At 38.2% G+C, this 24,117-nt stretch carries 18 protein-coding genes; all 18 read right to left on the bottom strand.

Annotated features, from left to right (window positions below):
- Positions 1-44: 44 nt before the first annotated feature.
- The 18 genes from ACGHIN_RS01765 to ACGHIN_RS01850 all read right to left on the bottom strand — a co-directional run bounded on the left by ACGHIN_RS01765 (position 45) and on the right by ACGHIN_RS01850 (position 24,101).
- Positions 45-1,037 carry an aspartate-semialdehyde dehydrogenase gene (locus ACGHIN_RS01765; RefSeq protein WP_390450296.1) on the bottom strand — a complete coding sequence of 331 codons (993 nt, stop codon included), beginning with the start codon at positions 1,035-1,037 and terminating at the stop codon, positions 45-47.
- A 32-nt stretch (positions 1,038-1,069) separates the two neighbouring features.
- Complete coding sequence (locus tag ACGHIN_RS01770; protein ID WP_390450297.1) at positions 1,070-1,501, bottom strand: hypothetical protein; 432 nt, start codon at positions 1,499-1,501, stop codon at positions 1,070-1,072.
- Between the two features lie 84 nt (positions 1,502-1,585).
- Positions 1,586-4,300 (bottom strand): TonB-dependent receptor, encoded by a 2,715-nt coding sequence (locus tag ACGHIN_RS01775; RefSeq protein WP_390450298.1) that lies wholly within the window; start codon positions 4,298-4,300, stop codon positions 1,586-1,588.
- A gap of 208 nt (positions 4,301-4,508) precedes the next feature.
- A complete protein-coding gene (gene nadC, locus ACGHIN_RS01780; protein WP_390450299.1) occupies positions 4,509-5,369 on the bottom strand; it encodes a carboxylating nicotinate-nucleotide diphosphorylase in 861 nt (286 codons plus the stop codon).
- Between the two features lie 12 nt (positions 5,370-5,381).
- Complete coding sequence (gene nadB / locus ACGHIN_RS01785; RefSeq protein WP_390450300.1) at positions 5,382-6,953, bottom strand: L-aspartate oxidase; 1,572 nt, start codon at positions 6,951-6,953, stop codon at positions 5,382-5,384.
- Positions 6,954-6,984: 31 nt separating this feature from the next.
- The gene (locus ACGHIN_RS01790) at positions 6,985-7,611 is read right to left on the bottom strand and encodes an NAD(P)H-dependent oxidoreductase (RefSeq protein WP_390450301.1); all 627 of its coding nucleotides are present in this window, start codon (positions 7,609-7,611) and stop codon (positions 6,985-6,987) included.
- Between the two features lie 126 nt (positions 7,612-7,737).
- A complete protein-coding gene (locus ACGHIN_RS01795; RefSeq protein WP_390450302.1) occupies positions 7,738-9,996 on the bottom strand; it encodes a T9SS type B sorting domain-containing protein in 2,259 nt (752 codons plus the stop codon).
- 93 nt (positions 9,997-10,089) lie between these two features.
- Positions 10,090-12,345 carry a T9SS type B sorting domain-containing protein gene (locus ACGHIN_RS01800; protein WP_390450303.1) on the bottom strand — a complete coding sequence of 752 codons (2,256 nt, stop codon included), beginning with the start codon at positions 12,343-12,345 and terminating at the stop codon, positions 10,090-10,092.
- Between the two features lie 158 nt (positions 12,346-12,503).
- Positions 12,504-12,980, bottom strand: coding sequence for a ribonuclease HI (gene rnhA, locus ACGHIN_RS01805; protein ID WP_390450304.1), 477 nt, complete (start codon positions 12,978-12,980; stop codon positions 12,504-12,506).
- A gap of 27 nt (positions 12,981-13,007) precedes the next feature.
- Positions 13,008-14,597, bottom strand: coding sequence for a replicative DNA helicase (gene dnaB, locus ACGHIN_RS01810; protein ID WP_390450305.1), 1,590 nt, complete (start codon positions 14,595-14,597; stop codon positions 13,008-13,010).
- Positions 14,598-14,752: 155 nt separating this feature from the next.
- Positions 14,753-16,813 carry a T9SS type B sorting domain-containing protein gene (locus ACGHIN_RS01815; protein WP_390450306.1) on the bottom strand — a complete coding sequence of 687 codons (2,061 nt, stop codon included), beginning with the start codon at positions 16,811-16,813 and terminating at the stop codon, positions 14,753-14,755.
- A 103-nt stretch (positions 16,814-16,916) separates the two neighbouring features.
- On the bottom strand, positions 16,917-18,980 hold the full coding sequence (locus ACGHIN_RS01820; RefSeq protein WP_390450307.1) for a T9SS type B sorting domain-containing protein: 2,064 nt from the start codon (positions 18,978-18,980) through the stop codon (positions 16,917-16,919).
- A 93-nt stretch (positions 18,981-19,073) separates the two neighbouring features.
- Entirely contained in the window at positions 19,074-20,309 is a 1,236-nt protein-coding gene (locus ACGHIN_RS01825; protein WP_390450308.1) for an MFS transporter, read from the bottom strand.
- Between the two features lie 92 nt (positions 20,310-20,401).
- On the bottom strand, positions 20,402-20,764 hold the full coding sequence (locus ACGHIN_RS01830; protein ID WP_390450309.1) for a hypothetical protein: 363 nt from the start codon (positions 20,762-20,764) through the stop codon (positions 20,402-20,404).
- Positions 20,765-20,833: 69 nt separating this feature from the next.
- Positions 20,834-22,333: a GH3 auxin-responsive promoter family protein gene (locus tag ACGHIN_RS01835; protein WP_390450310.1), complete on the bottom strand. Its 1,500-nt coding sequence runs from the start codon at positions 22,331-22,333 to the stop codon at positions 20,834-20,836.
- A 124-nt stretch (positions 22,334-22,457) separates the two neighbouring features.
- Positions 22,458-22,700, bottom strand: a complete 243-nt coding sequence (locus tag ACGHIN_RS01840; protein ID WP_390450311.1) for a hypothetical protein — start codon at positions 22,698-22,700, stop codon at positions 22,458-22,460.
- A 166-nt stretch (positions 22,701-22,866) separates the two neighbouring features.
- Positions 22,867-23,259: a hypothetical protein gene (locus tag ACGHIN_RS01845; RefSeq protein WP_390450312.1), complete on the bottom strand. Its 393-nt coding sequence runs from the start codon at positions 23,257-23,259 to the stop codon at positions 22,867-22,869.
- 158 nt (positions 23,260-23,417) lie between these two features.
- Positions 23,418-24,101, bottom strand: a complete 684-nt coding sequence (locus tag ACGHIN_RS01850) for a hypothetical protein (protein ID WP_390450313.1) — start codon at positions 24,099-24,101, stop codon at positions 23,418-23,420.
- Between the last annotated feature and the right edge of the window lie 16 nt (positions 24,102-24,117).

A 24,117-nucleotide genomic window follows, 5' to 3' on the forward strand; every position in this document is an offset into this window, starting at 1 on the left:
AAAAAAAGAATCTCAATTTTGAGACTCTTTTTATTTTTGTTAGGTTATACTAAGTTGTTGGCTACAAGATATTCTGCGATTTGTACAGCGTTGGTTGCAGCTCCTTTTCGCAGATTGTCTGCTACGATCCAGAGATTCAGCGTTTTCGGCTGGGAAAGGTCTCGCCTGATTCTTCCTACGAAAACTTCATCTTTCCCTTCAGAATATAAAGGCATTGGGTAGTGATTGTTTTTCACATCATCCATTACAATTACTCCTGGAGTTTCAGATAGGATTTTTCTTACTTCATCAAGATCGAATTCGTTTTCAAATTCAATATTTACGCTTTCAGAGTGTCCTCCCTGTACAGGAACTCTTACAGCTGTTGCCGTTAGATTGAATGTATCGTCTCCTAAGATCTTCTTAGGCTCTTTCATCAATTTAATTTCTTCTTTCGTATAATCATCATCGGCAAATACATCACAATGAGGTAAAGCGTTTTTGAAGATCTGATAAGGATATACTTTTGCGACGGAATCATCTCCACCGATCTCTGCGTTTAATTGATCAACAGCAGCTTTTCCGGTACCCGTTACAGATTGGTAAGTGGAAACGATTACTCTTTTTAAATCATATTTTTTGTTCAGCGGACCTAAAACCATTACTAGCTGGATTGTTGAACAATTCGGATTGGCGATGATCTTATCTTCTTTTGTTAAAACATCGGCATTGATTTCAGGAACCACCAATTTCTTGTCAGGATCCATTCTCCAGGCAGAAGAATTATCAATTACCGTTGTTCCGGCTTCAGCAAAAAGTGGGGCAAATTCAAGAGAAGTTCCACCACCAGCAGAGAAGATGGCAATATCCGGTTTGGCAGCTATAGCGTCCTTCATGCTTACAATCGTAAATTCTTCCTGTTTATACTTCACCTTCTTACCAATAGATTTTTCCGAAGCTACCGGAATTAACTCAGTTACAGGGAAGTTTCTCTCTTCGAGAACTTTAAGCATGACTTGTCCAACCATTCCTGTTGAACCTACTACAGCTACTTTCATTGATTTAATTAAAAATTATTTAAGTTAATATATTATGCTCCAAAGACTCTCGCCCATGGAAACGCGAATGCAAATAAACCTACTGCAATTAATCCCATAATAACAATTCCTAAAGAAATTGTATCGTTGGATTTTACTTTCTTATTGATGATAGTCATCAAAACGGCAGCAATTAACATAGAAAATGGGTGCTCAACATATTGAAATCTCAGGTCAGCATTTTTCATCACAGATCCCATATCCAATCCTTTTGTGAAATTGGTGATCAGCATAATGATTCCAATCAGAAACTGAATGTGAAAGAAGATCATGGTGAAAAGCGTAGTCTTCTTTAAAAAATTATTCACTTTCCCGCTGAATCCGAACATTGTCGCCAAAAGCGCAATGATAAATAATGCCACTAAAAGAAGCTCCAGATATGCAAATCCTTTGTGTGCATTAAGCAAAATGTTGTAAAAGTCCATATTCAATTTTTTTGTACACAAATATAGCAAAAATCCCGGCGATAAGCCGGGATTGATATTGAGAAAATCTAATGTTTTAATTGATTAGAATTTGAAAGCAACTGATGCAGACCAAGTTCTACCGAATCCGAAGTATACCGTATTACTTGTATCCAATCCTTTGTAGAAGTTTAATGGATTATTGATGTATGCATTATATGCTGCTTGTGCTTGTGCATCCGTATTAGTCGGAGTTTTGAAGTCAGCTAGTTCTTTAATATGGTTAGATGATTTACCATCAGAAATATACGTTGTATCGAACAGGTTGTAAACATTTCCTGTAAGAACTAGTTTTTGTCCTCTTCCGACATTGAATGTATAGGAAAGTCCCAGATCAAATAAGTTGTAGCTTGGATATTTTAATGCTCCTTTCTGTGCATTTCTTGAGATTGTTCCATCGGCAGCAACTAAATAATCAGCATTGAAATTAATTAAACCATAATAATTGTTATAATAATTCCACGTAGAGAAGATGCTTAAGTCTTTAACCGGCTTTAAAGTAAATCCTAATGCAGCCGTAGTTTGTGCTGCGTCAGAAACTTTTACATTATCTAAAGCAAATGTTACATCTGTACTTCCGTTAAAGCTGATCGGGGTTCCGTTCTCATCATAAAGGTTTCCAGTCGGATTTCCTTTATAATACCAATCTCCGATAGAGAACATTCCGTTGAATGAAAGGTAATCCGTAACTTTTAGTGTACCTTCAAATTCTACTCCCATATGAATTTCCTGGATACCTAAAAGGTTTGCATAAGGTCTTGTATAAGTTCCACCTGCTGGATTAGGAATGTTTGGAAGGTTAGAGAATCTTTGGTATCTGTCTTTCCAAGAAGTGTAGTAAAGGTTAACGTTACCATTGAAAATTCTACTTCTGAATCCATAACCTAATTCAGCAGAAGCAATTTTTTCGTTGGTCAATAGAGGGTTTACAATCTGTTGGTTACCAGTAGCTCTACCATCGGAAGGGTTATTCGGGTTGGTGCTATTGGCAGGCGCCAGAGGAGAATTGTAAACAGCGAAGAAGTTTGGCTGCTTAGAATAATATCCTACATTAGCAAAAACATTATGTTGCCCATCAATATTATAGTTAACGCCTCCTTTTGCATTGAATCCGAATAAAAACTTCATTGGAGTTTTGGTGTTCACTGTTTGACCTTGCTGAATGGTTACGCCATCAATAATCCAGTTATCGATTCTGCTATACCCTTGTTCTGAAGCAGACCCCTGAACGAAAGCGGAAATTTTATCACTTGTATATTCAACCTGTCCGAAGAAACCTCCCCATAGAACTTCTCCATTATAATTTCTGTAAACTATCTGATTTTTATCTTTTACTGCTTTTGCAAAAGGATTTGCAGAAGGTTTAGGATCCTGAACAAGAGTAACATCATATCCACCAGGAATATTCATATTATCTTTTTCAATATATTTATTATTACCCCAAAGATCTGTTAAAACTCCCGGGTGGTAACCGTAGTAATATCTTCCGTCAAAACCAGCTGAGAAATTCCAGTTTTCATTGATTTTATGTTGGAAGTTAGCAAGAATTCCATACCAGTCGTGAGAGTTAACACTTGCTCTTCTTGTTAATCCGTTGGTTCGTGTTGCAATACCTGGTGTAGCATTTACCTTATTAATACCAGTATTAGGAGCTACATTAGGATTCCAGATTATATTCTGTCCCTGATTCCATGCGACGATATCATCAAATCTGATAAGACCTTCTGCTGTTTTTGGTAAACTGTTAATATTAGTTCCATTAATATTCCCCATTACACCAGTTCCACCACCTCTTCCCCAAGAAGCATATCCTACTGTTGATAGTTTTGATTTCTCAGAAATTTTCCAATCCCAGTTGATGGATGCAACAGGCTTGCTATAGAAGTTAATAGACTGAGACATTACCTCTCCATTTAGCATACCCCAGTTAGAATTGTATCTTCTGTTAGGTTCATCTACACCATTTCCATATTTAATGAAGTTCGCAATTGAGCTTTGGAAGTTTTGCATGTGCCATTGTGGAGCCCCTGTGAATGTAAACTGGAAGTCATGTTTTTCATTGGGTTGATAGCCTAAAGCAAAGTAATAGTTGTATGCTTCAAATTCACTCGCGTCGATATATGTATTACCGGCAGTTCTGCTCATTAAGAATGATGAAGACCATCCTTTTTCATTCTTTCCTGTATTATATGAGAATAGAGTTTTTAAGTATCCGTTGTTACCAACACCTATCATTACGTTTCCTTCTCTTTTTTTATCTGCAGCTCTTGTAATAATATTGATTGTTCCTCCGATAGAAGCAATCGCTAATTTAGAAGAACCAAGACCTCTTTGTACCTGCATGGCAGAAGTTACGTCAGAAAGACCTGCCCAGTTTGACCAATATACAGTACCTCCTTCCATATCGTTTACAGGTACCCCGTTGATCATTACAGCAGTGTTGTTGGTGTCAAATCCTCTGATGTTTAAACGTCCGTCACCAAAACCACCACCTCCTTTAGCGGAGTAGATGGATGGAGTTGTTTTTAAAATTTCAGGGAATTCCTGGTTTCCTAATCTTTCTACGATTTGCGCTTCTTTAATTGTTGAAACCGCTACAGGAGTCTTTCTATCTTTAGCGATATCAGCTGTACCTGTTAATACTACCTCTTCAATGTCCCTGGATTTTGAAACCGTATCCTGAACCTGTTGAGCATAATAAACGCTCGCTGTAGAAAGGGAAATAACTACAGTTAGCATTGATTTGTTGATTAATTTCATAATCGTTATAATAGTTAGATTTAAATTTTATGCAAAATTCGGGAAATAAATTTTAACCATTATTAACTCAATGTTAATTTTTAATCAGTCTTAATAAGGCTTAAGATGTTGATTTTCAATATTGTGTAAAATTAACGTTGTTTTTATGAAAAAAATCATATTATTTAATTTTTAACAAATAGGGGTCATTTTTGTTAAAAATACAATGCTATTTCACTGCTTTGAGGCTTAAATCTATATTTTCAGCTGAGTGAGTAAGGGCTCCTGCAGAGATATAGGTTACTCCCGTAGAAGCAATTTCTTTGAGCATATCTCTGGTGATTCCTCCGGATGCTTCAGATTCGCATGAACCATTAATCATATCTACCGCCAGCCTCATGGTTCTTACATCCATATTATCAAGCATGATCCGGTCTACTTTTGCTTTGATAGCTTCCTGAACTTCTTCAAGGTTTCTGGTTTCAACCTCTATTTTTAATTTTTTTTTGTTCTTTTTGATATAATCTTTGGCCATTTTCACGGCATTGGTAATGCTTCCGTTATAATCAATATGGTTATCTTTCAGCATGATCATATCATACAGCCCATATCTGTGGTTTGTGCCACCTCCTATGGCAACGGCCCATTTTTCACATATCCTAAAATTAGGGGTTGTTTTGCGGGTATCTAATAATTTGGTTTTTGTTCCTACCAGTCTGGAATCCCAATCGTGAGTAAGGGTGGCAATTCCGCTCATTCTTTGCATACAGTTGAGAACAAGCCTCTCAGTGGAAAGAATGGATCTTGCGCTACCGGTAACAATAAAAGCAATATCTCCGATTTTTGCAGTTTCACCGTCTTTTATGAATGTTTCAACCTTCAGGTTTTTATCAAAGGTTTTGAAAATAATCTCTGCCAATTCCACACCGGCAAGAATACAATTCTGTTTTACCAAAAGTTTAGCACTTTGCTTTAAATCAGCTGGAATAGTAGACAGAGTGGAATGATCGCCATCCTGGATGTCTTCTTCAAGTGCTGATTTTATGAAAGTTTTTAATGCTTTATCTGTTACGTAGCTAGGTCTTTTCATATGGGTGCTTTTTTAGGCTAAATCTTTATTGTAAAATGCTCCTTTGTTTTCTTTCATTTCCATAGATTGGGTAATGATGAGATGAGCAACGGTAGTTAAATTTCTTAATTCTGATAATTGAGGGGAAAGAATGGAGTAGTGGTAAATTTCATCCACTGCTGCGGCAATTTCCTGGTGTTTTTGTAAAGCCATTTTTAAACGTCTGTTGCTTCTTACAATTCCCACCAGATCGCTCATCATTTCCTGAAGCTGTTTTCTCAGGTAACTGATGATGACCATCTCATCCATGATCTTCATGCCTTCTTCATTCCATTCCGGAACGGCTTTTAAATCTTCAAAATTGAAATTGTTTTCTTTTAATAGTTCAATGGTTTTCATGGCGGCATTGTGCCCGAAAACCAAGCCTTCAAGCAAGGAGTTCGATGCGAGCCTGTTAGCTCCATGGAGACCGGAATTGGTGCATTCTCCCACAGCAAAAAGATTTCTTATGGAAGATTGTCCGTCCTTATCGATTTCAATGCCACCCATCAAATAATGACAGGCGGGAACCACCGGAATTAATTGGGTGAAAGGATCAATCCCTTCATCCTTGCATTTTTTATAAATATTGGGGAAATGTTCTAAGAATTTCTCATGATTCATTTCTCTGCAATCCAGCCCTACATATTCATCTCCGGTGATCTTCATTTCATTGTCAATGGCTCTTGCAACAATATCTCTGGATGCCAATTCTTCACGTTCATCATATTTATGCATGAACTTTTCGCCTCTTTTGGTTCTTAATTTAGCTCCGTCACCACGAACAGCTTCGGAAATTAAGAACAGCATTCCATCTATTTTACTATATAAAGCGGTAGGGTGAAACTGGTAATACTGCATATTGGAAACCTTACCTTTGGCACGGGCTACAAAAGCAATTCCGTCTCCTGTAGCAATGGTTGGGTTAGTGGTGTTTTTATAAACGTGGCCGGCTCCTCCGGTAGCAACCAGTGTGATTTTAGCGGTAATTTTTTTGATGGTTTTGGATTTTTCATCCAGGATATAAGCTCCGTAACAATGGATATCGCCTTCATTTAATTCTTTCCCCGGAACATGGTGTTGCGTAATGATATCAATGACGTAATGATGATCCAGAATTTCAATGTTGGGACTGCTGTTTGCGGTTTGTAAAAGAGCTCTTTCAATCTCAAATCCGGTAATGTCTTTATGATGAACAATTCTGTTTTCTGTATGGCCTCCTTCTCTTCCCAAGGCAAACTGCCCGTTTTTCATATCGAAATTAGCTCCCCATTCTACAATTTCATTGAATCTTGCCGGAGCTTCCGTTACAACCATTTCCACGACATCGCGTTTATTTTCACCGTCTCCGGCACGCATGGTGTCTTCAATATGTTTATCGAAATTATCTTTTTTGAAATCCGTAACGACCGCTAAACCTCCTTGTGCATATTTGGTATTGCTTTCATCCTCGTCAGATTTGGTAACGATAATTATTTTGGCTTCAGGAAATTGTTCAGAAACTTTTATGGCATAAGAAAGTCCCGATATTCCGGAACCGATTACCAATACATCCGCTTTTATCATATGCTTGCTTTAAGACAATTGTCTAAAATAATTAAATAAATTTAAACAATTTTTCATTGGGTTTTCTCACTTTTTTCATGTATTGAAAATGGTCTTCCTCAGAACGGTATCCTAACGCGAGGGTTACGGTTACTTTTTCTGTTTCAGAATTTATACTTAATATATCTTCTATTACATCCTGACGGAAACCTTCCATAGGACAGGTGTCAATATTTTCAATGGCAGCGGCATACATTAAATTGGCCAAAACGATATAAGATTGTTTTTCCGCCCAGTTGAAAATTTCGTCACTCGTTTTTTGACTGATATGCTGATTGATGCTGTTCTTAAATAAATCCAGGGTTTCCAGCGGAACCTCTCTTACCTCAGAGATATGATTAAAATACCCACGGATATAGTTTTCTTCAATGATCTTTTTTGAAATAATAACGATAAGATGGGAACATGTGGAAATTTGGGAAGGATTATAAAATGCCGGAATTAATTTCTGCTTCATGTCTTCACTTTCAACCACTATTATCTTATAGGGCTGAAGCCCCAATGAGCTTGCGGCAAGCTTACCGGACTCAAGAATATTATGTAAGGTTTCCTGAGGAATAATTTCTTTGTTAAATTTCTTTACAGAATATCTTCTGCTTAAAGCTTCCAAATAATTCATAAGACAAATTTAGGAATTGAATGTGAATAAATAGATTTTCGAGGTAAATATATTGCCTTGAAATGTCGCAGAAAAAACTCCACTTCAATTTGAAGCGGAGTTTTTTATATTGTATGGTTGTTAAAGCTATTCTCTGTTTTTCACCATAATCCAGCCTGAAAATTTAAATGGAGTATTGTGTTTATCGTTCTCATTCCATGTTACAGAGTACCAGTAGTTTCCGGTAGGGACTTTTCTTCCGGCAGCAGTAGTTCCGTCCCAACGGTATTTATTGTTTTTGTCGCCCTGATGGATTTTATAGCCATATCTGTCGAAAATACTGAATTCCAGATTTTGCTTATTGGCTAATAAAGAATAATCAATGGCATCATTAACTCCATCTCCGTTTGGTGTGATCACATTGATTAGGTTCGGAACAACAATTCCGATATCTATTGGCTCACAGTCGTAAGCATCTTTTACATATACGGTGTGATCCCCTCTGGAAATATTATTAAATACATTGGAATCCTGCCAGTTCACATTATCCAATGAGTATTGGTATGGAGGTGTTCCTCCGATAACATTAACGGTAATCGTATTGCTTGAAATATCTATATAAGTAACCACCGGTTGTTCAGAAGGATAAACTTTTACCGTCTGAGTGGTGATACAGTCTCCTGTTTTTAATTTTACCCAATAGGTACCTACTCCTACCCCTGAAATAGTTTGCGTAGTTGCTCCGTTGCTCCACAGATAAGAAGCGAAACCAGGTCCCGCATCTAATGTGGTGGTATCTTCCATGCAGATGATTTTATCCTCCAGAACTGAAGATTTTACCGGCGGAAGCACAATTAAAGTGACTTTCGCAACGGCATAACATCCGTTAGCATCTATGACTTTTATATAAACGACTCCGTTTGGAGCAATATAGTTGGCCGGATTCGGAATTTCGTTGGTTCCGTTAATTGCATCTGTTAAAGAAGGGTAATATTTTTTAGTTCCCCCCTGCGAGGTTACGGTAGCTACTGTAAGATTGAAAGATCCCAGTGAAGGATTAGACTCAATAAAGCATGTTCTTAGTGTAGCTTCATTCACGACAACAACAGGGAAAATGTTCAATGTAATCTGTGCTGCATCCACACATCCTTGCGGAGTGGTTACTTTTACAAATACAGATCCCGCCGCAGAAGGATATGCAGTAGGGTTGGTAATCTGGTTAGTCCCGTTATTAAGATCGAATAAAGTAGGGTAGAACTCCTTGGTGACTCCCGGAACATTCGTGACGGCAGCAGTTGTCAGATCAAATATGGCAACACCCGCATTATTGTTATTGCATCCCGTTAACGTAGCGTCGTCTGCTGCAAAAGGAGTAGGGTTAAGCTGAATAACACCATCTCCGTTATCACATAAGGTCGATGACGGATCCTTGATCACTACTTTGATGGTTGTATTTCCAGAGTATTGAAAGTTTGTCGGGTTTGCGATCGGTGTGGAATTACCCAATACATAATAAGTGAAAATATAATTTCCAGGGTTATTTACAAACTGGGAATTGAATGAAGTTAAATCCACTGTCCCATTTCCTGTCGCAGGATTTACACATACAAAAGGAGTAATGGTATTTTGTAAAATAGGTACCTTATCGATGAATATTTTAGCATTTTTGATAGAATGTCTTGCACTGGCTCCTCCCGTGGCTGCGGAAAAACCAAAATATCCCTGAGTCATTCCTATAGCACCTCCTGAAGGAGCAAAAGACTGGTCTACGATAAGAACACCATCTATTCTTATTTTAATAATCCAGTTGTTAGGATTTGTAAGATCGGTTTCTCCATTCACTTCCACATGTTTATAATTGGATCCTACAAAAGGTTGGGTAGGATTAAGGTCCGGAGAGTGGAAGGTACTTCCCGGAGTATTGTTATATTCTATATTATTATTGAGAGAGTTATTGGTTCCGTACAAAACGTGGATCTTGCTCATCTGGCCTTCAGTCGTATTGTTGAAAATATCAAAACCCACCATCAGACCTGATGCGTTGGCAGGGATTCCCAGACCTCCTCCTGAAACGAAGCCTGTAGGAGGGTTGGCAAGATACCAAAAGGTGAAGCCATCTCCTCTTCCGAATTGAGCAGTACCGTTTCCGTCAATCCTGAAATCAAATTCTACTTTCCACTTATCACAATATTTAAGATTGATAGGGGTTGCTAATTTTATAGCTCCATATAAATTTCCCTGATCTGAAGTAAGTTGTACAAAGTCACCGTTAACCGTTGCACTTGAGACTAAATCCCAACCTGTTGTGTTAACCGGGTTTCCTGTAAGTTGATAGGTTTGGGCGAATCCTTTTGCGGATAGCCCTAATACTATAATTAAAAAATAAGAGTATAAAGCTTTTCTCATTATTATATTGATGTATTAAGCTATTAATAAATACAAATGTTTAAAATAAAAGCTGAAAATCACTCCAATCAAGAGGGTGATTTTCAGGCATGATTATTCTCTATTTTTCACTAATACCCAACCGGTATATTGTGTATGGGTATTGTTTTTGTCGTTTTCATTCCAGGAAATGGTATACCAGTATGTTCCGGTCACAATTTTTTTCCCGAAAGCAGTTCCGTCCCATTTGAAATTCCTCATTTTATCCGCCTCATAAAGTTTATTGCCATATCTGTCATATATCACAAATACCAGATTCTTTTTATAGGCTAAAGCGGAGTAATCAATGAAATCATTTACATGATCATCGTTAGGGGTAATAGCATTAATTAAATTAGGAACAGTAATGATCACCTCAATCGGTTCACAATCATATGAGTCTTTTACATATATCTTATGATCACCTCTTGAAAGGCCATTGAACACATTGGAATCCTGCCAGTTGGTTCCGTCTAGAGAATATTTATACGGTGGTGTTCCCCCCTGCACATTGATGGTGATAGAACTGTTGGTAATATCAATACTTGAAATGACAGGCTGACTGGAAGGATTAACCTTTACAACCTGAGTTGTAATACAAGTTCCTGTTTTCAGCCTTACCCAATATAAACCTACAGGAACATCAGAAATAGACTGTGTAGTTGCTCCTGTACTCCATTCGTAGCTATCAAAGCCTGGCCCTGCATCCAATGTTGTTTTATCATCTATACAGATCGTTTTGTCTTTTAAAACAGAAGAAAATACAGGCGAAAGTACTATAAGATTGATCTTGGTAATGGTATAGCATCCGTTTGCGTCAATCACTCTTACATACACTGTTCCATTGTGAGAGATATAAATTGAAGAATTAACAATTTCATTGGTTCCGTTTACTGCATCAGAAAGAGTGGGATAATATTTTTTAACCACTCCGGATTGTGCCGTTACATTAGCTGTCGACAGGTTGAAAGTAGCCGTCGTAGGGTCAGATTCAATAAAGCAAGAACGTAATGTCGCCTCCGTAACTACTACAGCAGGATAAAAAGCAAGAGTAATTTTTGCATTTCCGGTACATCCTTGCGGGGTGGTAACCTTTACGTATACGGTTCCCGGCGCTGAGGTATAGCTGGCCGGGTTTAAAATTTCATTAGTTCCGGCATTAAGATCGGCCAGTGTTTTATAATACTTTTTAATGACTCCGGGGACGCCGGTTACCACGGCGGAAGTAAGATTGAAAGTGGCTGTCCCCGCATTATTATTGTTACATGCGGTCAGGGTGACATCATTAGCAGTGAACGGAGATAATGTTAGTGCGATTGTTCCGTCTGCATTATCACATAAAAGAGAAGAGTTGTCCTTTACCCTTACAGAAATAGTGGTAGCAGTATTAAACTGGAAGTTGGCAGGATTGGCAATAGGAGTAGGATTTCCAAGCACATAATAAGAAAAAGTATAGTTGGCCGGGTTAGCAACAAACTGCGAATTATAAGCCGTAAGGTTTACAGTTCCGAAGCCTGTTGTAGGATTAGGACAAACAGATTGCGTGACAGTGTTCTGAAGAATCGGAACTTTATCTGTATAGATCTTTACATTTTTAATAGAGTGCCTAGATCTTGCGCCGCCTGTAGAAGCTGAAAACCCAAAATATCCTACAGTCATCGCTGCTGCAGTACCTGATGGAGCGAAAGACTGGTTACAAATTACATTCCCATCAATGGTTATTTTTATAATCCAGTTGGTTGGAGCAGCCGGATCAACCTGTGAAGTAACTTCAACATGCTTATAGGTAGTTCCCTGAAATGGTTGGGTAGTATTCAGATCCGGGGAATGAAACGAGCTTCCCGCAACATTGAAAAATTCAACGTTATTTGTGTCAGTTGTATTGGGAACCTGTCCATAAGCAACATGTACCTTGCTCATTGTGGCAGTTGTGGTATTATTATATGTATCAAATCCTACAATAAGACCTACTGCATTCTGAGAAACTCCCAGACCTGAACCCAATATACTTGCAACAGGCGGATTGGCGAGATACCAGAATGCAATTCCATCACCGTTGGAGGTCTGATTAGAATCCATCCGGAAATCGAATTCCACTCTCCATTTGTCACAATATTTTAAGTTGATCGGGTCATTCAGCCTGATAGATCCGGACTGGTTATTGGTGTCCGGGGTAAGCTGAATAAAATCTCCACTCACGCTCGCAGAAGGCACCATCGTCCATCCTGTAGTGTTTACAGGGGTTCCTGTAAGTTGGTAGGTTTGCGAGAAGAGTTTTCCATAAAAGCAGAGTAAAATAAGAGTAAAATAAGTTAGTAGTTTTTTATTCATTAATAGCACTTTTAATTAGACACGTAAAGATATTAAATACAAGTAAATAAATATGTCTTTAGCGTTAATTGTGTTAAAAATGACAAAATTTGATAATAAAATGAAAAAATATTAGAAGATTTCTAAATAAAAGTACGATGTGGATGTCATTAAATCATTTAAAAAAGAGAATTGTTCTCTAAATTTTCAAAATAAGTATCGGTCTCCAGATCCGGAGAGGCAGCAGCAGCAACGGCAAGCCTGTCACAAAGTTCATTTTCCGGATGTCCGGCGTGGCCTTTAATCCAATGCATTTTTGGATTATATTTCTGATAAAGAATAACAAACTTTTGCCATAGATCAGGATTTTTTACATTTTTCCAGCCTCTTTTGATCCAGCCGGCAATCCAGTTCTGATTGATGGCATCCGATACATATTTGCTGTCTGTGAAAATATGAATATCATTTTCCGTAGATTTTAATTTTTCTAATGCCGTGATTACGGCCAGAAGCTCCATCCTGTTGTTGGTGGTTTTTCTAAAGCCTTTTGAGAAAGTTTTCTGATAGCTTTTTTCGGGAACGCGCATGAGAATTCCATATCCGCCTTTCCCCGGATTTCCGCTGCAAGCACCATCAGTGTAAATTTCGATTCTCAATACTAAGATTTAAAGTGGCATAACTTTTTAGAACGGGAAATCTTCGTCATCATCAAAATCGTTCATGGACGACCCTGAAAGCTGGGAATTATCCGGAAGGTCGAAAGCAGCGCCAGGCTGAATGGTCGTTTTTATTTTATCAAAACCGCTTGGTTCATTTTGCTGACCAAAGCCTGAAGAAGGGTATCCGTAATCATTCCCGAACATATCCAAATCGCCAAACTTGGCAATGTTTTTCATGAACGAAAGCCTTACATCGGCAGTAGCACCGTTTCTATGCTTTGCAATAATGATTTCCGCCTGGTTTTCTGTGGAGGTTTCCTGTCCCGGCTCATCATTATCCCATACCGCAATTTTATAATACTCCGGTCGGAAGATGAAAGATACAATATCGGCATCCTGCTCAATCGCTCCGGATTCCCTTAAGTCTGAAAGCTGAGGCCTTTTTCCGGGACGGTTTTCCACACTTCTTGATAACTGTGAAAGAGCAATGACAGGGACATTTAATTCCTTGGCTATAGCTTTTAAGGAACGGGAAATCATGGCGATTTCCTGTTCACGGTTTCCGCCTCCTTTCCCACCGCTGCTTGCGGTCATCAGCTGAAGATAATCCACCATGATGATTTTCACCCCATGCTGCATCACCAGTCTTCGGCATTTGGCCCGGAAGTCAAATATGGAAAGGGAAGGGGTTTCATCAATATACAACGGCGCGTTTTCGAGCTCGGATACATTGGAAAACAACCTTTGCCACTCATCATCAGACATGGTTCCTTTTCTTAATTTCTCTGAAGAGATTCTGGTTTCGGAAGCGATCATCCTGGTGATCAGCTGTACAGAGGCCATTTCCAGAGAGAATAGTGCCATTGGGATTTTATGCTCTACTGCAATATTTCTCGCCATAGAAAGCAGGAATGCTGTTTTACCCATCGCAGGACGGGCAGCAATGATGATAAGGTCGGAATTCTGCCATCCTCCGGTTTCTTTATCAAGATCTCTGAATCCGGACGGAACACCTGAAAGTCCTTCTTTATCCTTTAAGGATTTTATAGTGTCAATAGCCTGCTTTACCAAAGAATTCGCCGTATCAAATCCTTTTTTAATGGTTCCGTTGGTAATTTCAAAGAATGACTGTTCTGCTTTGTCCAGAAGCTCAAATACATCGGTTGATTCTTTATAGGAAGAATCTATAACGTTAGCTGATACATTAATAAGGCTCCGGAGGATATACTTTTCAAGAATCACACGTACGTGGTATTCGATATGGGCGGAAGAACTTACCCCCATCGTAAGATCAATAATATAATGATCGCCACCGGCCAGGCTTAGCTTTTCCTCTTTTTTAAGCTCTTGGATAATGGTCATGAGATCTACAGGGTGATTTCCTTCATACAATTTCAAAATGGTCGTAAAGATCACCTGATGTCTCGGGTCATAGAAAACTTCCGGAGTAAGAAGATCGATAGAATAATCAAGCCCTTTTTTATCAATCAAAAAAGTTCCGATCACCAATCTTTCAAAATCTACAGCATTAGGCGGCATTTTCCCATCAGAAATTGATAATTCCTTCGCGAAATTCCCGTGTGTAAGAGATGATAGTGTTTCTTTCTGCGCCATATTGCAAAGATAGGTGATTTGAAAAAAAATAAAAAAATAGTAACTAACATTTTACTGGCAAACTGCGTTAAAATGCTTTAGTACTAAAAGAAGTGATATGTTAATAAAAAAATCACCCTGATTCAGGGTGATTTTTTGGATATCTAAAAACTGAATTATTCTCTGTTTTTCACCAGTATCCACCCGCTGTATTGTGTCGGGGTACTGTTTTTATCATTTTCATTCCATGTAATGGTATACCAGTAGGTTCCGGTAAGGATTTTCTTGCCAAAAGCAGTTCCGTCCCACTTATAACCTCTTGTCTTGTCTGCCTCGTAAAGCTTATTTCCATATCTGTCGAATATTACAAACACAAGGTTTTTCTTATATGCTAAAGCAGAATAATCGATATAGTCATTCACATTATCTCCATTCGGAGTGATGGCATTAAGAAGATTGGGAACTGTGATCTGTACCTCTATCGGCAGACAATCATAAGAATCTTTTACATATATTTTGTTTTCACCTCTTGGAAGACCTGAGAAAATATTGGAATCCTGCCAGTTAACCCCATCTAAAGAATATTGATAAGGCGGTTTGCCACCGGATACATTTACCGTGATCGTATTGTTTGAAATATCAACACTTGAAATCACGGGCTGCTGTGAAGAATACACTCTTACTTCCTGCAGCGTATAACATTTTCCGGTCTGAAGTTTTACCCAATACAAGCCCACACCTACTCCCGAAATGGATTGAGTGGTGGCTCCCGTACTCCATTCATAGCTGTCGAAACCAGGCCCAGCGTCAAGAGTTGTTCTGTCTTCCATACAGATTGTCTGATCTTTCAATACGGATGATTTTACAGGAGGAAGAACTTTCAGGTTGATTTTCGCAATGGCAAAACATCCATTAGCACTGGTTACTCTTACATAAACATCCGTTGAAGTAGTAATGTAAGCATTGAAGTTGGCAATCTCGTTGGTAAGATTCAAAGCATCAGCAGAGGTTTTATAGTATTTCTTCGTCATGCCGCTTTGTGAGTTAACGTTTGCCTGGGTTAAATCAAAAGAAGCAGTTGTGATATTAGTATCAATATAACAAGACTCAAGGAAAGCATTGTTAACCACTACAACAGGGTAAAAAGCAAGTGTGATTGCGGCATTATCTGAGCATCCTTCATTGGAGGTTACTTTAACGTATACTGTTTTTTCTGCCGAAGTATAGGCTGTAGGGTTTGTTATTTCATTGGTTCCAGCATTGAGGTCGGCAAGAGTAGGATAGTATTTTTTGGTTGATGGACCTGAATAAACAGGTGCGGTTGTAAGATTAAATGTTGCCGTACCGGCTCCATTGTTATTACAAGCATTAATGGTAACATCAGCGGCTTCAATATTGCCTTGTTTGAACTTGAATTTTCCCAGCTGGAAACATCCGTTTGCCGGATTGGTTGGGTTAGCAGGATCCTGATATACAATTCTGTAATAATAGACGGTAGTCCCGTCTACGGTAGTTACTGTAAGAGGGTTAGCTCCCGTAATGGCATCATTTTGAAGATTGTGATAAGTAACCGAGAAGTTAGGGTTACCATTCAGAATTCCTGTTGTTAAGGTGGTAAAATCAAACTGTGTTGGCAGCTGGCATTTTAAGATCTCTCTAGGGTCGTTTGGATTGGCAGCCGGGTTTCCTGGTGTAATAAAAGGGTTGGGCGCTAATGCCGGATCGGTAAATGCTGATGTCAGCGTTGCCGTACCGCTCCACGTTAATGAAAAACCATTGGCAGAATTACTATAATTATCAATAATTAGATAATACGTTTGTCCGGCTACTACATCCATATAAGGGCTCCAGTATACGGAACCTGTTGGTGTAAGTTCAAGACCCGTATTCCCGGTAGGAGATGATCCTGCGAAATTACATCTGATGGGAGCTCCCAGATTGCTACATTGTACGTTAGGCCCATAAACGGCAAAGTCATAATCATCACTGTTTACATTAGAATCAATTGTAAAAGCCAACGTTCCTGAAGTGGCAATGGTGAAAGAATACCAAACGGAAAAGTTCTCATCATCATTCAGGCATCCCAATGTGTCCAGATCTTCCAGAATATTTCCCGGTCCGGAAGGAGTATAAGAAATATTGGAGTTTCCACACACCGGTATGGCTGTAGGGCAGTCTGATTGGGAGTAATATAATTGAGTGAGTAAAATTGTTAAAAATAATAATAGTTTTCTCATTTTTAAAATGATTTATTAATGTAAAAATACGAAAAGATTTAAGTAGATTCAGTCGTATGGGAGGGAGAAAAGAACCGCTTTAAGCGGTTCTTGTTTTATATAATTATTCTCTGTTTTTTACCATGATCCAGCTGGAGAATTTGAAAGGCGTGTTGTGCTTGTCATTTTCATTCCATGTTACAGAGTACCAGTAGGTACCGGTTGTTACTCTTTTGCTGCCATTAGTAGTTCCATCCCATTTATAACCATTGGATTTATCCGCCTGATAGATTTTGCTTCCGTATCTGTCGTAAATGCTCAATATAAGATTTTGCTTATTGGCTAATGCAGAATAATCGATAATATCATTTACCCCATCACCATTTGGTGTGATAACGTTGATCAGATTCGGAACAACGATTCCGATATCTATTGGCTCACAGTCGTAAGCATCTTTTACATATACGGTGTGATCTCCTCTGGAAATATTGGTAAATACATTGGAGTCCTGCCAGTTTACATTGTCTAATGAATATTGGTAAGGAGCTGTTCCGCCTACTACATACACAGTAACCGTATTGGTAGCAATATCGATGCTGGAAACTACAGGTTGTTCAGAAGGATAAACTTTTACCGCCTGAGTGGTGATACAATCTCCTGTTTTTAATTTTACCCAATAGGTACCTACTCCTACCCCTGAAATAGTTTGCGTAGTTGCTCCGTTGCTCCACAGATAAGAGGCGAAACCAGGTCCTGCATCTAATGTGGTGGTATCCTCCATGCAGATGATCTTATCTTCCAATACAGAAGAATAAACAGGTGGGAGCACAACAAGAGTCACTTTTGCTATAGCATAACATCCGTTTGCATTCGTTACTTTAATATAGGCTACTCCGCTTGGAGCGATATAGCTGGCCGGATTCGGAATTTCGTTGGTTCCGTTAATTGCGTCTGTTAAGGAAGGATAATATGTTTTGGTTCCTCCCTGGGCCGTTACGGTAGCTACAGTAAGGTTGAATAATGCTGTTGAAGGGTTGGTTTCAATGAAACATGATCTTAGTGTTGCTTCATTTACTACTACTACAGGATGGAATTTCAGGCTGATTTCAGCAATATCGGTACATCCATACTGTGAAATTACTTTTACATATACGGTTCCTTCCGCAGATACATAAGAATACGGGTTGGTGATTTCATTGGTACCCGCATTCAGATCGTGAATGGTAGGATAATATTTTTTGGTGACGTTTAATGTAGGATCAATAACATCTGCCGTAGTCAGATCATAGGTAGCGGTACCTGCATTGTTATTATTACATTCCGTGAGTGTATCATTATAGGCTTCAATGGTGCCGTCTTTAAATTTGAAATTACCATACTCTTTACATCTGTTAACAGGATCATTCGGGTTGGCAGGATTGGTATAATTGATACTATAATAATAAGTTTGTCCCACACTTACAGAAATTGGTAACGTAATAGGATTATTTCCTGTTAAAGCATCATTCTGGCTTGTATGGTATTTTACAGAGAAATTCGGGTTACCGTTGATGATCCCTGTAGATAATGTGCTGAAATCAAAAGTAGCCGGATTTGAACAAATCACCACTTCATTCGGGTCTGTAGGGTTGGCAGCCGGGATTCCGGGAGTAACGAACGGATATGGAGTGATGTTAGGATCATTAAATGGAGAAGCAAGCGTAGCCGTACCTGACCATGTTAAAGAAAATCCGTTGGCGGAATTACTATAGTTATCAATAATTAAATAATAAGTTTCCCCCGCTTGTACATCCAAGTGCGGGCTCCAGTAAGCATTTGGGGGTGGAGTAAGGGAAAGACCTGTATTTCCTGTAGGGGAAACTCCTGCGAAGTTACATCGGATAGGAGCACCTAAGTTACTACATTGTTTGTTAGGTCCGTAAACTCCAAAATCATAGTCATCATTATCAACATTGGCATCAATGGTGAAAGCCAGAGTTCCGGAAGTGGCAACGGTGAAAGTATACCATACGGAAAAGTTTTCATCATCAATAAGACATCCTCCCAGATCTTCCAGGATATTTCCTGGACCTGAAGGGGTGTAAGAAATGTTGGCATTTCCGCAAACAGCAATTGCCGTGGGACAATCTGACTGGGAAAATAATATCTGTGACGATATCAGCAGAAAAAATAATAGAATTTTTCTCATAAAAGGGGGAATTTTATAAAGCAAATATAAAAATTATTAATGGTTAATTGAAAAAAATGTAATATATTTAATAGATTTATCCGTAAACTGGATTTAATATTGCATTTTTCTTAATTTTGGATTCGTGCTTCCTACAATTAATGCAATAAGAACCGTCATAGTACCGCCAAATACAACAGAGCGCACCACCCCCATAAGTTTAGCGGCTAACCCACTTTCAAACTGCCCCATTTCATTGCTTGACATAATGAATATGGAGTTGACACTCAAAACACGCCCCCGAATATGATCCGGTGTTTTGAGTTGTACAATGGTTCCACGGATTACCACTGAGATTCCGTCAAGCATTCCGCTTAAGACAAGGAACATAAATGAAAGCCAGTAAAGGCGGGATAACCCAAACCCGATAATACAAAGTCCGAATCCGGCCACAACAGCCAATAATATCTTCCCTTGATTTTTTCTCAAAGGAACGATAGATAAAATGGTAATAATGCACATGGAGCCAATGTCTGAAGCGGCATTCAGTAATCCGAATCCTTCTGCTCCCACTTTTAAAATATCTGTTGCATACACGGGAATCATTGCAACAGCTCCTCCAAAAAGGACGGCAAACATATCCAGGTATAAGGCTCCTAGAATTTCCTTGGTTTTAAATATATAGGAGACGCCCTCTCTCATGCTTTCTATTACACTCACATGCTCTTTTTTATATTCAGAATATTGTTTATTCAGTTGCCAGAAGAATAGAGAAGCTATAAATATGAGGGAGATAATGAATACAAGAGTCCATTTCACACCAAATCCGGCAATAAGAAAGCCTCCTATTGCATGGCCGCAAACAGATGAGATCAAAAAAGCGGCCTGATTTAATGTGACGGCATTGGGAAGATTTTCTTTCTTAACGATTCTAGGAATCATGGATGGAACAATAGGCCCGATGAATGCCCTTGCAATTCCGGTGAAAAAAATAACTCCATAAATGAAATAAGTGATCTGGTGGCCCGTAAAATGCATTTCTACATTGAAAAAGGCGGGAATAAGCAGAAGTCCGATTAGAAAAATATAAGCATAATTACAGATCAGCAAAAGTCTTTTTTTCTCATTCATGTCGATAACATGGCCTGCATATAATGCACAGCTTACAGCAGGAATTACCTCCGAAAGCCCGATAAGCCCAATTGAAAAAGGATCTTTTGTTAACTGATATACCCACCATCCCAATAAAGTGGCAAGCATTCTGAAAGCTAAAACAATAAAAAATCTTCCCGTAAGAAGATTTCTGAATTCAACATTTTGTAATGTTTTTAACGGCGTCAATGAAATCATGCACAAAAATAGCCCTAAATATTCATTTAAGGCTATCCGTATAATGTATTTTTAACTGATAAATCAAATATGTCCCGAAAGATAAAATCTATTTAATCCGCTCTTGTAGAACTTAATACCAGTGCGGCAACTCCTGCTGCTCCGATGACCGTTGCACCCGCAACTACCCGTGCTTTAGATCTGTCTTTAACAGCAGCAACGTTAGATTTAGGAATAATAACCTCTGTACTGTCTTTTTTTCCCGCTGTACCGATGATATTATCACCATCTACATTACGGAATAACATTTTTTGTTTTTTAGAACCGTCTTTCAGGGTAACAATGTACATTCTTCCTGCTTCAAGATTAGAATAATCGTTTTTTGAAACATCTTCGGAATACTTGGTAGTAGCACAAGATGAAATAACAAATAAAGACGTTAATAAAGATGATTTTAAAAGTACAGCTGCTTTCATTATTATTTTTTAATTTTTCAAATTTATAATTTTTTTCGAATATACGTTTTTGTAATTAAAAAAATGTGTTTAAATTTTATAGATTTCCAATAAATCGGCAATTTTTCTATCGTTGGCAAGTCTTGGGATTTTGTTTTGTCCTCCCAATTTACCTTGTGATTTTGCATATTCATGAAATGCATTTTTCATTAAAGAGGTAATGTGGAGTGTTTGCAGGATATTCCCTGAGATCAGGTCGTCATAATAGGTGTTACGCTTTCTCAGCTGTTTATCAAGCTCATGTCTGAAAGCTTCAAGGTCTTGCGGCTCTTTCTCGAATTCAATAAGCCATTCATGATAAGGAAGCCCTTCGTCAGGATTTACCTGAGGGGCCAGATGAAATTCAGTGATCTGAGCGGGATATACTTCTAAAGCCGCTTTCATGGCCTCTTCCACTTCAAATGCAATAACGTGTTCTCCGAAAGCGGATGTAAAATGTTTCGTTCTTCCGCTTACCAGGATCCTGTGAGGATTTTGGTCTATAAACCTTACAACGTCTCCTATAGAATAGGCCCATAGTCCCGAGTTGGTGGTTAGGATTAAAGCATAATCTTTGTTAAGCTCAATATCTTTTAATGTTAACCTTCTGGCATCGGGTTTTCCATATTCTTCCAAAGGCACAAACTCATAGAAAATTCCATGATTGATCAAAAGAAGAAGCCCCTCTTTGGTATAATCATCCTGAAAAGCAAAAAAGCCTTCTGAAGCCGGGAACGTCTGGATGATATCAACTTTTCCTCCTAACAGGTCTTCCATTTTATCACGGTAGGGTTCATAATTTACTCCGCCCGTAACAATTAGCTGAAGGTTAGGGAAAATCTGTTTGATTTTTTTACCATGCCGTTCAATTAATTTTTCAAAATACATGATCAGCCAGGGAGGAATTCCCGAGATCAGGGTCATATTTTCTCTTTCTGTTTCCTCCACAATTTTATCCACCTTGGCTTCCCAATCTTCCATGACATTGGTTTCCCAGCTTGGCAAACGGTTTTTTTGCAGATAATTAGGGATATGGTGGGCTACAATACCGGAAAGACGACCTGTTTTTATTCCATATATTTCTTCAAGCTCAGGGCTTCCCTGAAGGAAAATCATTTTACCTTCAACGAAATCTGCATTATTTTTTTTAGCGATATAATGGAACAAAGCACTTTGGGCTCCTGCAATCTGATAAGGCATTCCTTCTTTTGAAATAGGGATGTATTTAGCGCCTGAAGTTGTTCCTGATGTTTTGGCGAAATATTCCGGAGTCCCCGGCCATAAAATATTGGCCTGTCCTCTTTTCATCCTTTCTATATAGGGTTTCAGATCCTCGTAATCAGCAATAGGAACTCTCTTCTGAAAATCTCCCACAGAACGGATGCTCTCAAAATCATGTTCCCTTCCAAAAAGAGTTTTTTGAGCTGCATCTACAAAAGAGAGAAGCTGTTCTTCTTGTTTTTTTTGTGGATTTTGCTTGAATGCTTTAGTGCTCTGAACATGCCTTTTGGCCCAGATCAATGCTATTTTTTTCTTGAGAAAGTTTAACATGCATCAAATTTATAAATAACTGAAGACATTGTTGCAGTTTTATTTTTTTGTCATAAAAAAACCGGAGAATTTCTTCACCGGTTCTTCGAAATTTGATTATGAAAATAACAACTATATGATGTGTTTATTTGTTTTCTTTATACCTTTTGTCTGGGGTGCCGTCTTTTTTTAGTTTTTTGTTTTCCTTGTATCTTTTATCCGGAGTTCCGTCTTTCTTCAGCTTAGCAGCAGGTTTAGACGTTTTAGCTTCAGGAGCTTTTACGGTTTTAGCAGCCTGATGAGCAGTAGCCGTTGAAGGTGTGGTTTGCTGAGCGGTAGCAAGGCCTAATCCTAACATTAGTGACATTGCAGATAAAAATTTTTTCATTGGAGCTTTTTTTGTTGAGTAAAGGTATGCAAAAACCACACTGAAGAATTTGGTTTTTTGAAACTTAACTAAAGTTTATTACTGCTTAAAAAAATATTAAAGTTATTTTAATTTATAAAAAAGCCCGTCCCAAAGAGACAGGCTATCATTATATGAAAAGTTGTTTTTAACGTGTACAATTAGCAGTCCAGGTTTTGCCGTCTTTGTTGTATAAAATCTTCAGTTCATCATTGTCAATTCTGATGTATGAAGTAGCTGTAGAACCAACCATTACCAAGGTGTTGTCTCCTTGTTTCTCAAATTCTATTCCGTTAAGATCCGGGATGCTGTTTGAAAATGCAAAATTATATTTTGTGCCACTCGCTATTTTGGTAACGAAGACGCTTCCGTCATTTGTACTTATGTCTGTGTCTGCATCATCATACGATACACTACCACGATACGTTCCTGCAAAGAAATCATTGTTGGCAGGATCATCGTCATCGCTACATGAAGTAATGGCCGTGACTGCAAAAAACATTAACATAAAAATACCTAAGATTCTGATTACTTTTTTCATAATATTATTCGTTTAAAGTTGTTATTTCTTCTTAAAATTTCCAAAGACTATGCCATGGACGAAAAATGATTTATATTTTAACTTTTAATTAAAAAAATTAGCAAATATTATGAAAAACGCTTCTTGAAAAAGAAGCGTTAATAATGTGAGTAGAGTGATTATTTCACCAGCTTACTTTTTTTCAGCTCATCACCAAATTGTCTCTGGAATATTTGTGCATCGGTACGGATTTGCTTCAGAATTTCTCCTTCAGATAAAGGTTGCTTCAAAGATCTGCCATTATATCTGGTATAGTACAGTTTTCTTCCATCCACGCTCACTTCATAGATGGTAGCGTTAATGTTGGGAACTTCAAAGACCGCGATCTTAACATTTATATTGTTGAACTGTCCTTTGATTTCCGTAAGATCAGAAACTCTTACATTATCCGTGATTTCATCCAGTTGCCAGCCTTTTTCACTTTTGGAGGTGGAGATTACCGTGATTACTTTTGTATTATCAACTAAAGGTGTTTGGCTTTTTCTGCTTTCTTCCGCTATGGAAGTAAGAGCAATGGAGTCTGAACGAAGCAGTTTTTCAAAGTTGACGTCAAAAACCGAAATAGAAGCTTCGGGTTTTGAACGCTCTAATGCTGCTGCATCCATATTAAGATTGAACTCTTTGTTATTTTTCAAAATCGAAATAAGATCGGCTTTCCCTTTGTTCACAGCATCATCTGATGTTGTAAAATTATTTTCTCTGATTTCATTCTGGCCGGAATTTCCCATATTGTTTTTGTCGTTACACGAAATTAGGAAAACTGATAACAATAAAACGGCCAATATATGTTTTAGATTTTTCATTTTTTTGAATTTTAAA

Source organism: Chryseobacterium barbadense, from assembly GCF_042849955.1.
GTDB lineage: Bacteria > Bacteroidota > Bacteroidia > Flavobacteriales > Weeksellaceae > Chryseobacterium.

Excerpts from the sequence above, each read along its gene's own strand:
- ACGHIN_RS01830 (WP_390450309.1), bottom strand. The coding sequence starts at position 20,764 with ATGAAAGCAGCTGTACTTTTAAAATCATCTTTATTAACGTCTTTATTT.
- ACGHIN_RS01775 (WP_390450298.1), bottom strand. The coding sequence starts at position 4,300 with ATGAAATTAATCAACAAATCAATGCTAACTGTAGTTATTTCCCTTTCT.
- ACGHIN_RS01770 (WP_390450297.1), bottom strand. The coding sequence starts at position 1,501 with ATGGACTTTTACAACATTTTGCTTAATGCACACAAAGGATTTGCATAT.
- nadB (WP_390450300.1), bottom strand. The coding sequence starts at position 6,953 with ATGATAAAAGCGGATGTATTGGTAATCGGTTCCGGAATATCGGGACTT.
- nadC (WP_390450299.1), bottom strand. The coding sequence starts at position 5,369 with ATGAAAAGACCTAGCTACGTAACAGATAAAGCATTAAAAACTTTCATA.
- dnaB (WP_390450305.1), bottom strand. The coding sequence starts at position 14,597 with ATGGCGCAGAAAGAAACACTATCATCTCTTACACACGGGAATTTCGCG.
- ACGHIN_RS01840 (WP_390450311.1), bottom strand. The coding sequence starts at position 22,700 with ATGAAAAAATTTTTATCTGCAATGTCACTAATGTTAGGATTAGGCCTT.
- ACGHIN_RS01820 (WP_390450307.1), bottom strand. The coding sequence starts at position 18,980 with ATGAGAAAAATTCTATTATTTTTTCTGCTGATATCGTCACAGATATTA.
- ACGHIN_RS01845 (WP_390450312.1), bottom strand. The coding sequence starts at position 23,259 with ATGAAAAAAGTAATCAGAATCTTAGGTATTTTTATGTTAATGTTTTTT.
- ACGHIN_RS01790 (WP_390450301.1), bottom strand. The coding sequence starts at position 7,611 with ATGAATTATTTGGAAGCTTTAAGCAGAAGATATTCTGTAAAGAAATTT.
- ACGHIN_RS01795 (WP_390450302.1), bottom strand. The coding sequence starts at position 9,996 with ATGAGAAAAGCTTTATACTCTTATTTTTTAATTATAGTATTAGGGCTA.
- ACGHIN_RS01815 (WP_390450306.1), bottom strand. The coding sequence starts at position 16,813 with ATGAGAAAACTATTATTATTTTTAACAATTTTACTCACTCAATTATAT.
- ACGHIN_RS01800 (WP_390450303.1), bottom strand. The coding sequence starts at position 12,345 with ATGAATAAAAAACTACTAACTTATTTTACTCTTATTTTACTCTGCTTT.
- ACGHIN_RS01835 (WP_390450310.1), bottom strand. The coding sequence starts at position 22,333 with ATGTTAAACTTTCTCAAGAAAAAAATAGCATTGATCTGGGCCAAAAGG.
- ACGHIN_RS01765 (WP_390450296.1), bottom strand. The coding sequence starts at position 1,037 with ATGAAAGTAGCTGTAGTAGGTTCAACAGGAATGGTTGGACAAGTCATG.
- ACGHIN_RS01850 (WP_390450313.1), bottom strand. The coding sequence starts at position 24,101 with ATGAAAAATCTAAAACATATATTGGCCGTTTTATTGTTATCAGTTTTC.
- ACGHIN_RS01825 (WP_390450308.1), bottom strand. The coding sequence starts at position 20,309 with ATGATTTCATTGACGCCGTTAAAAACATTACAAAATGTTGAATTCAGA.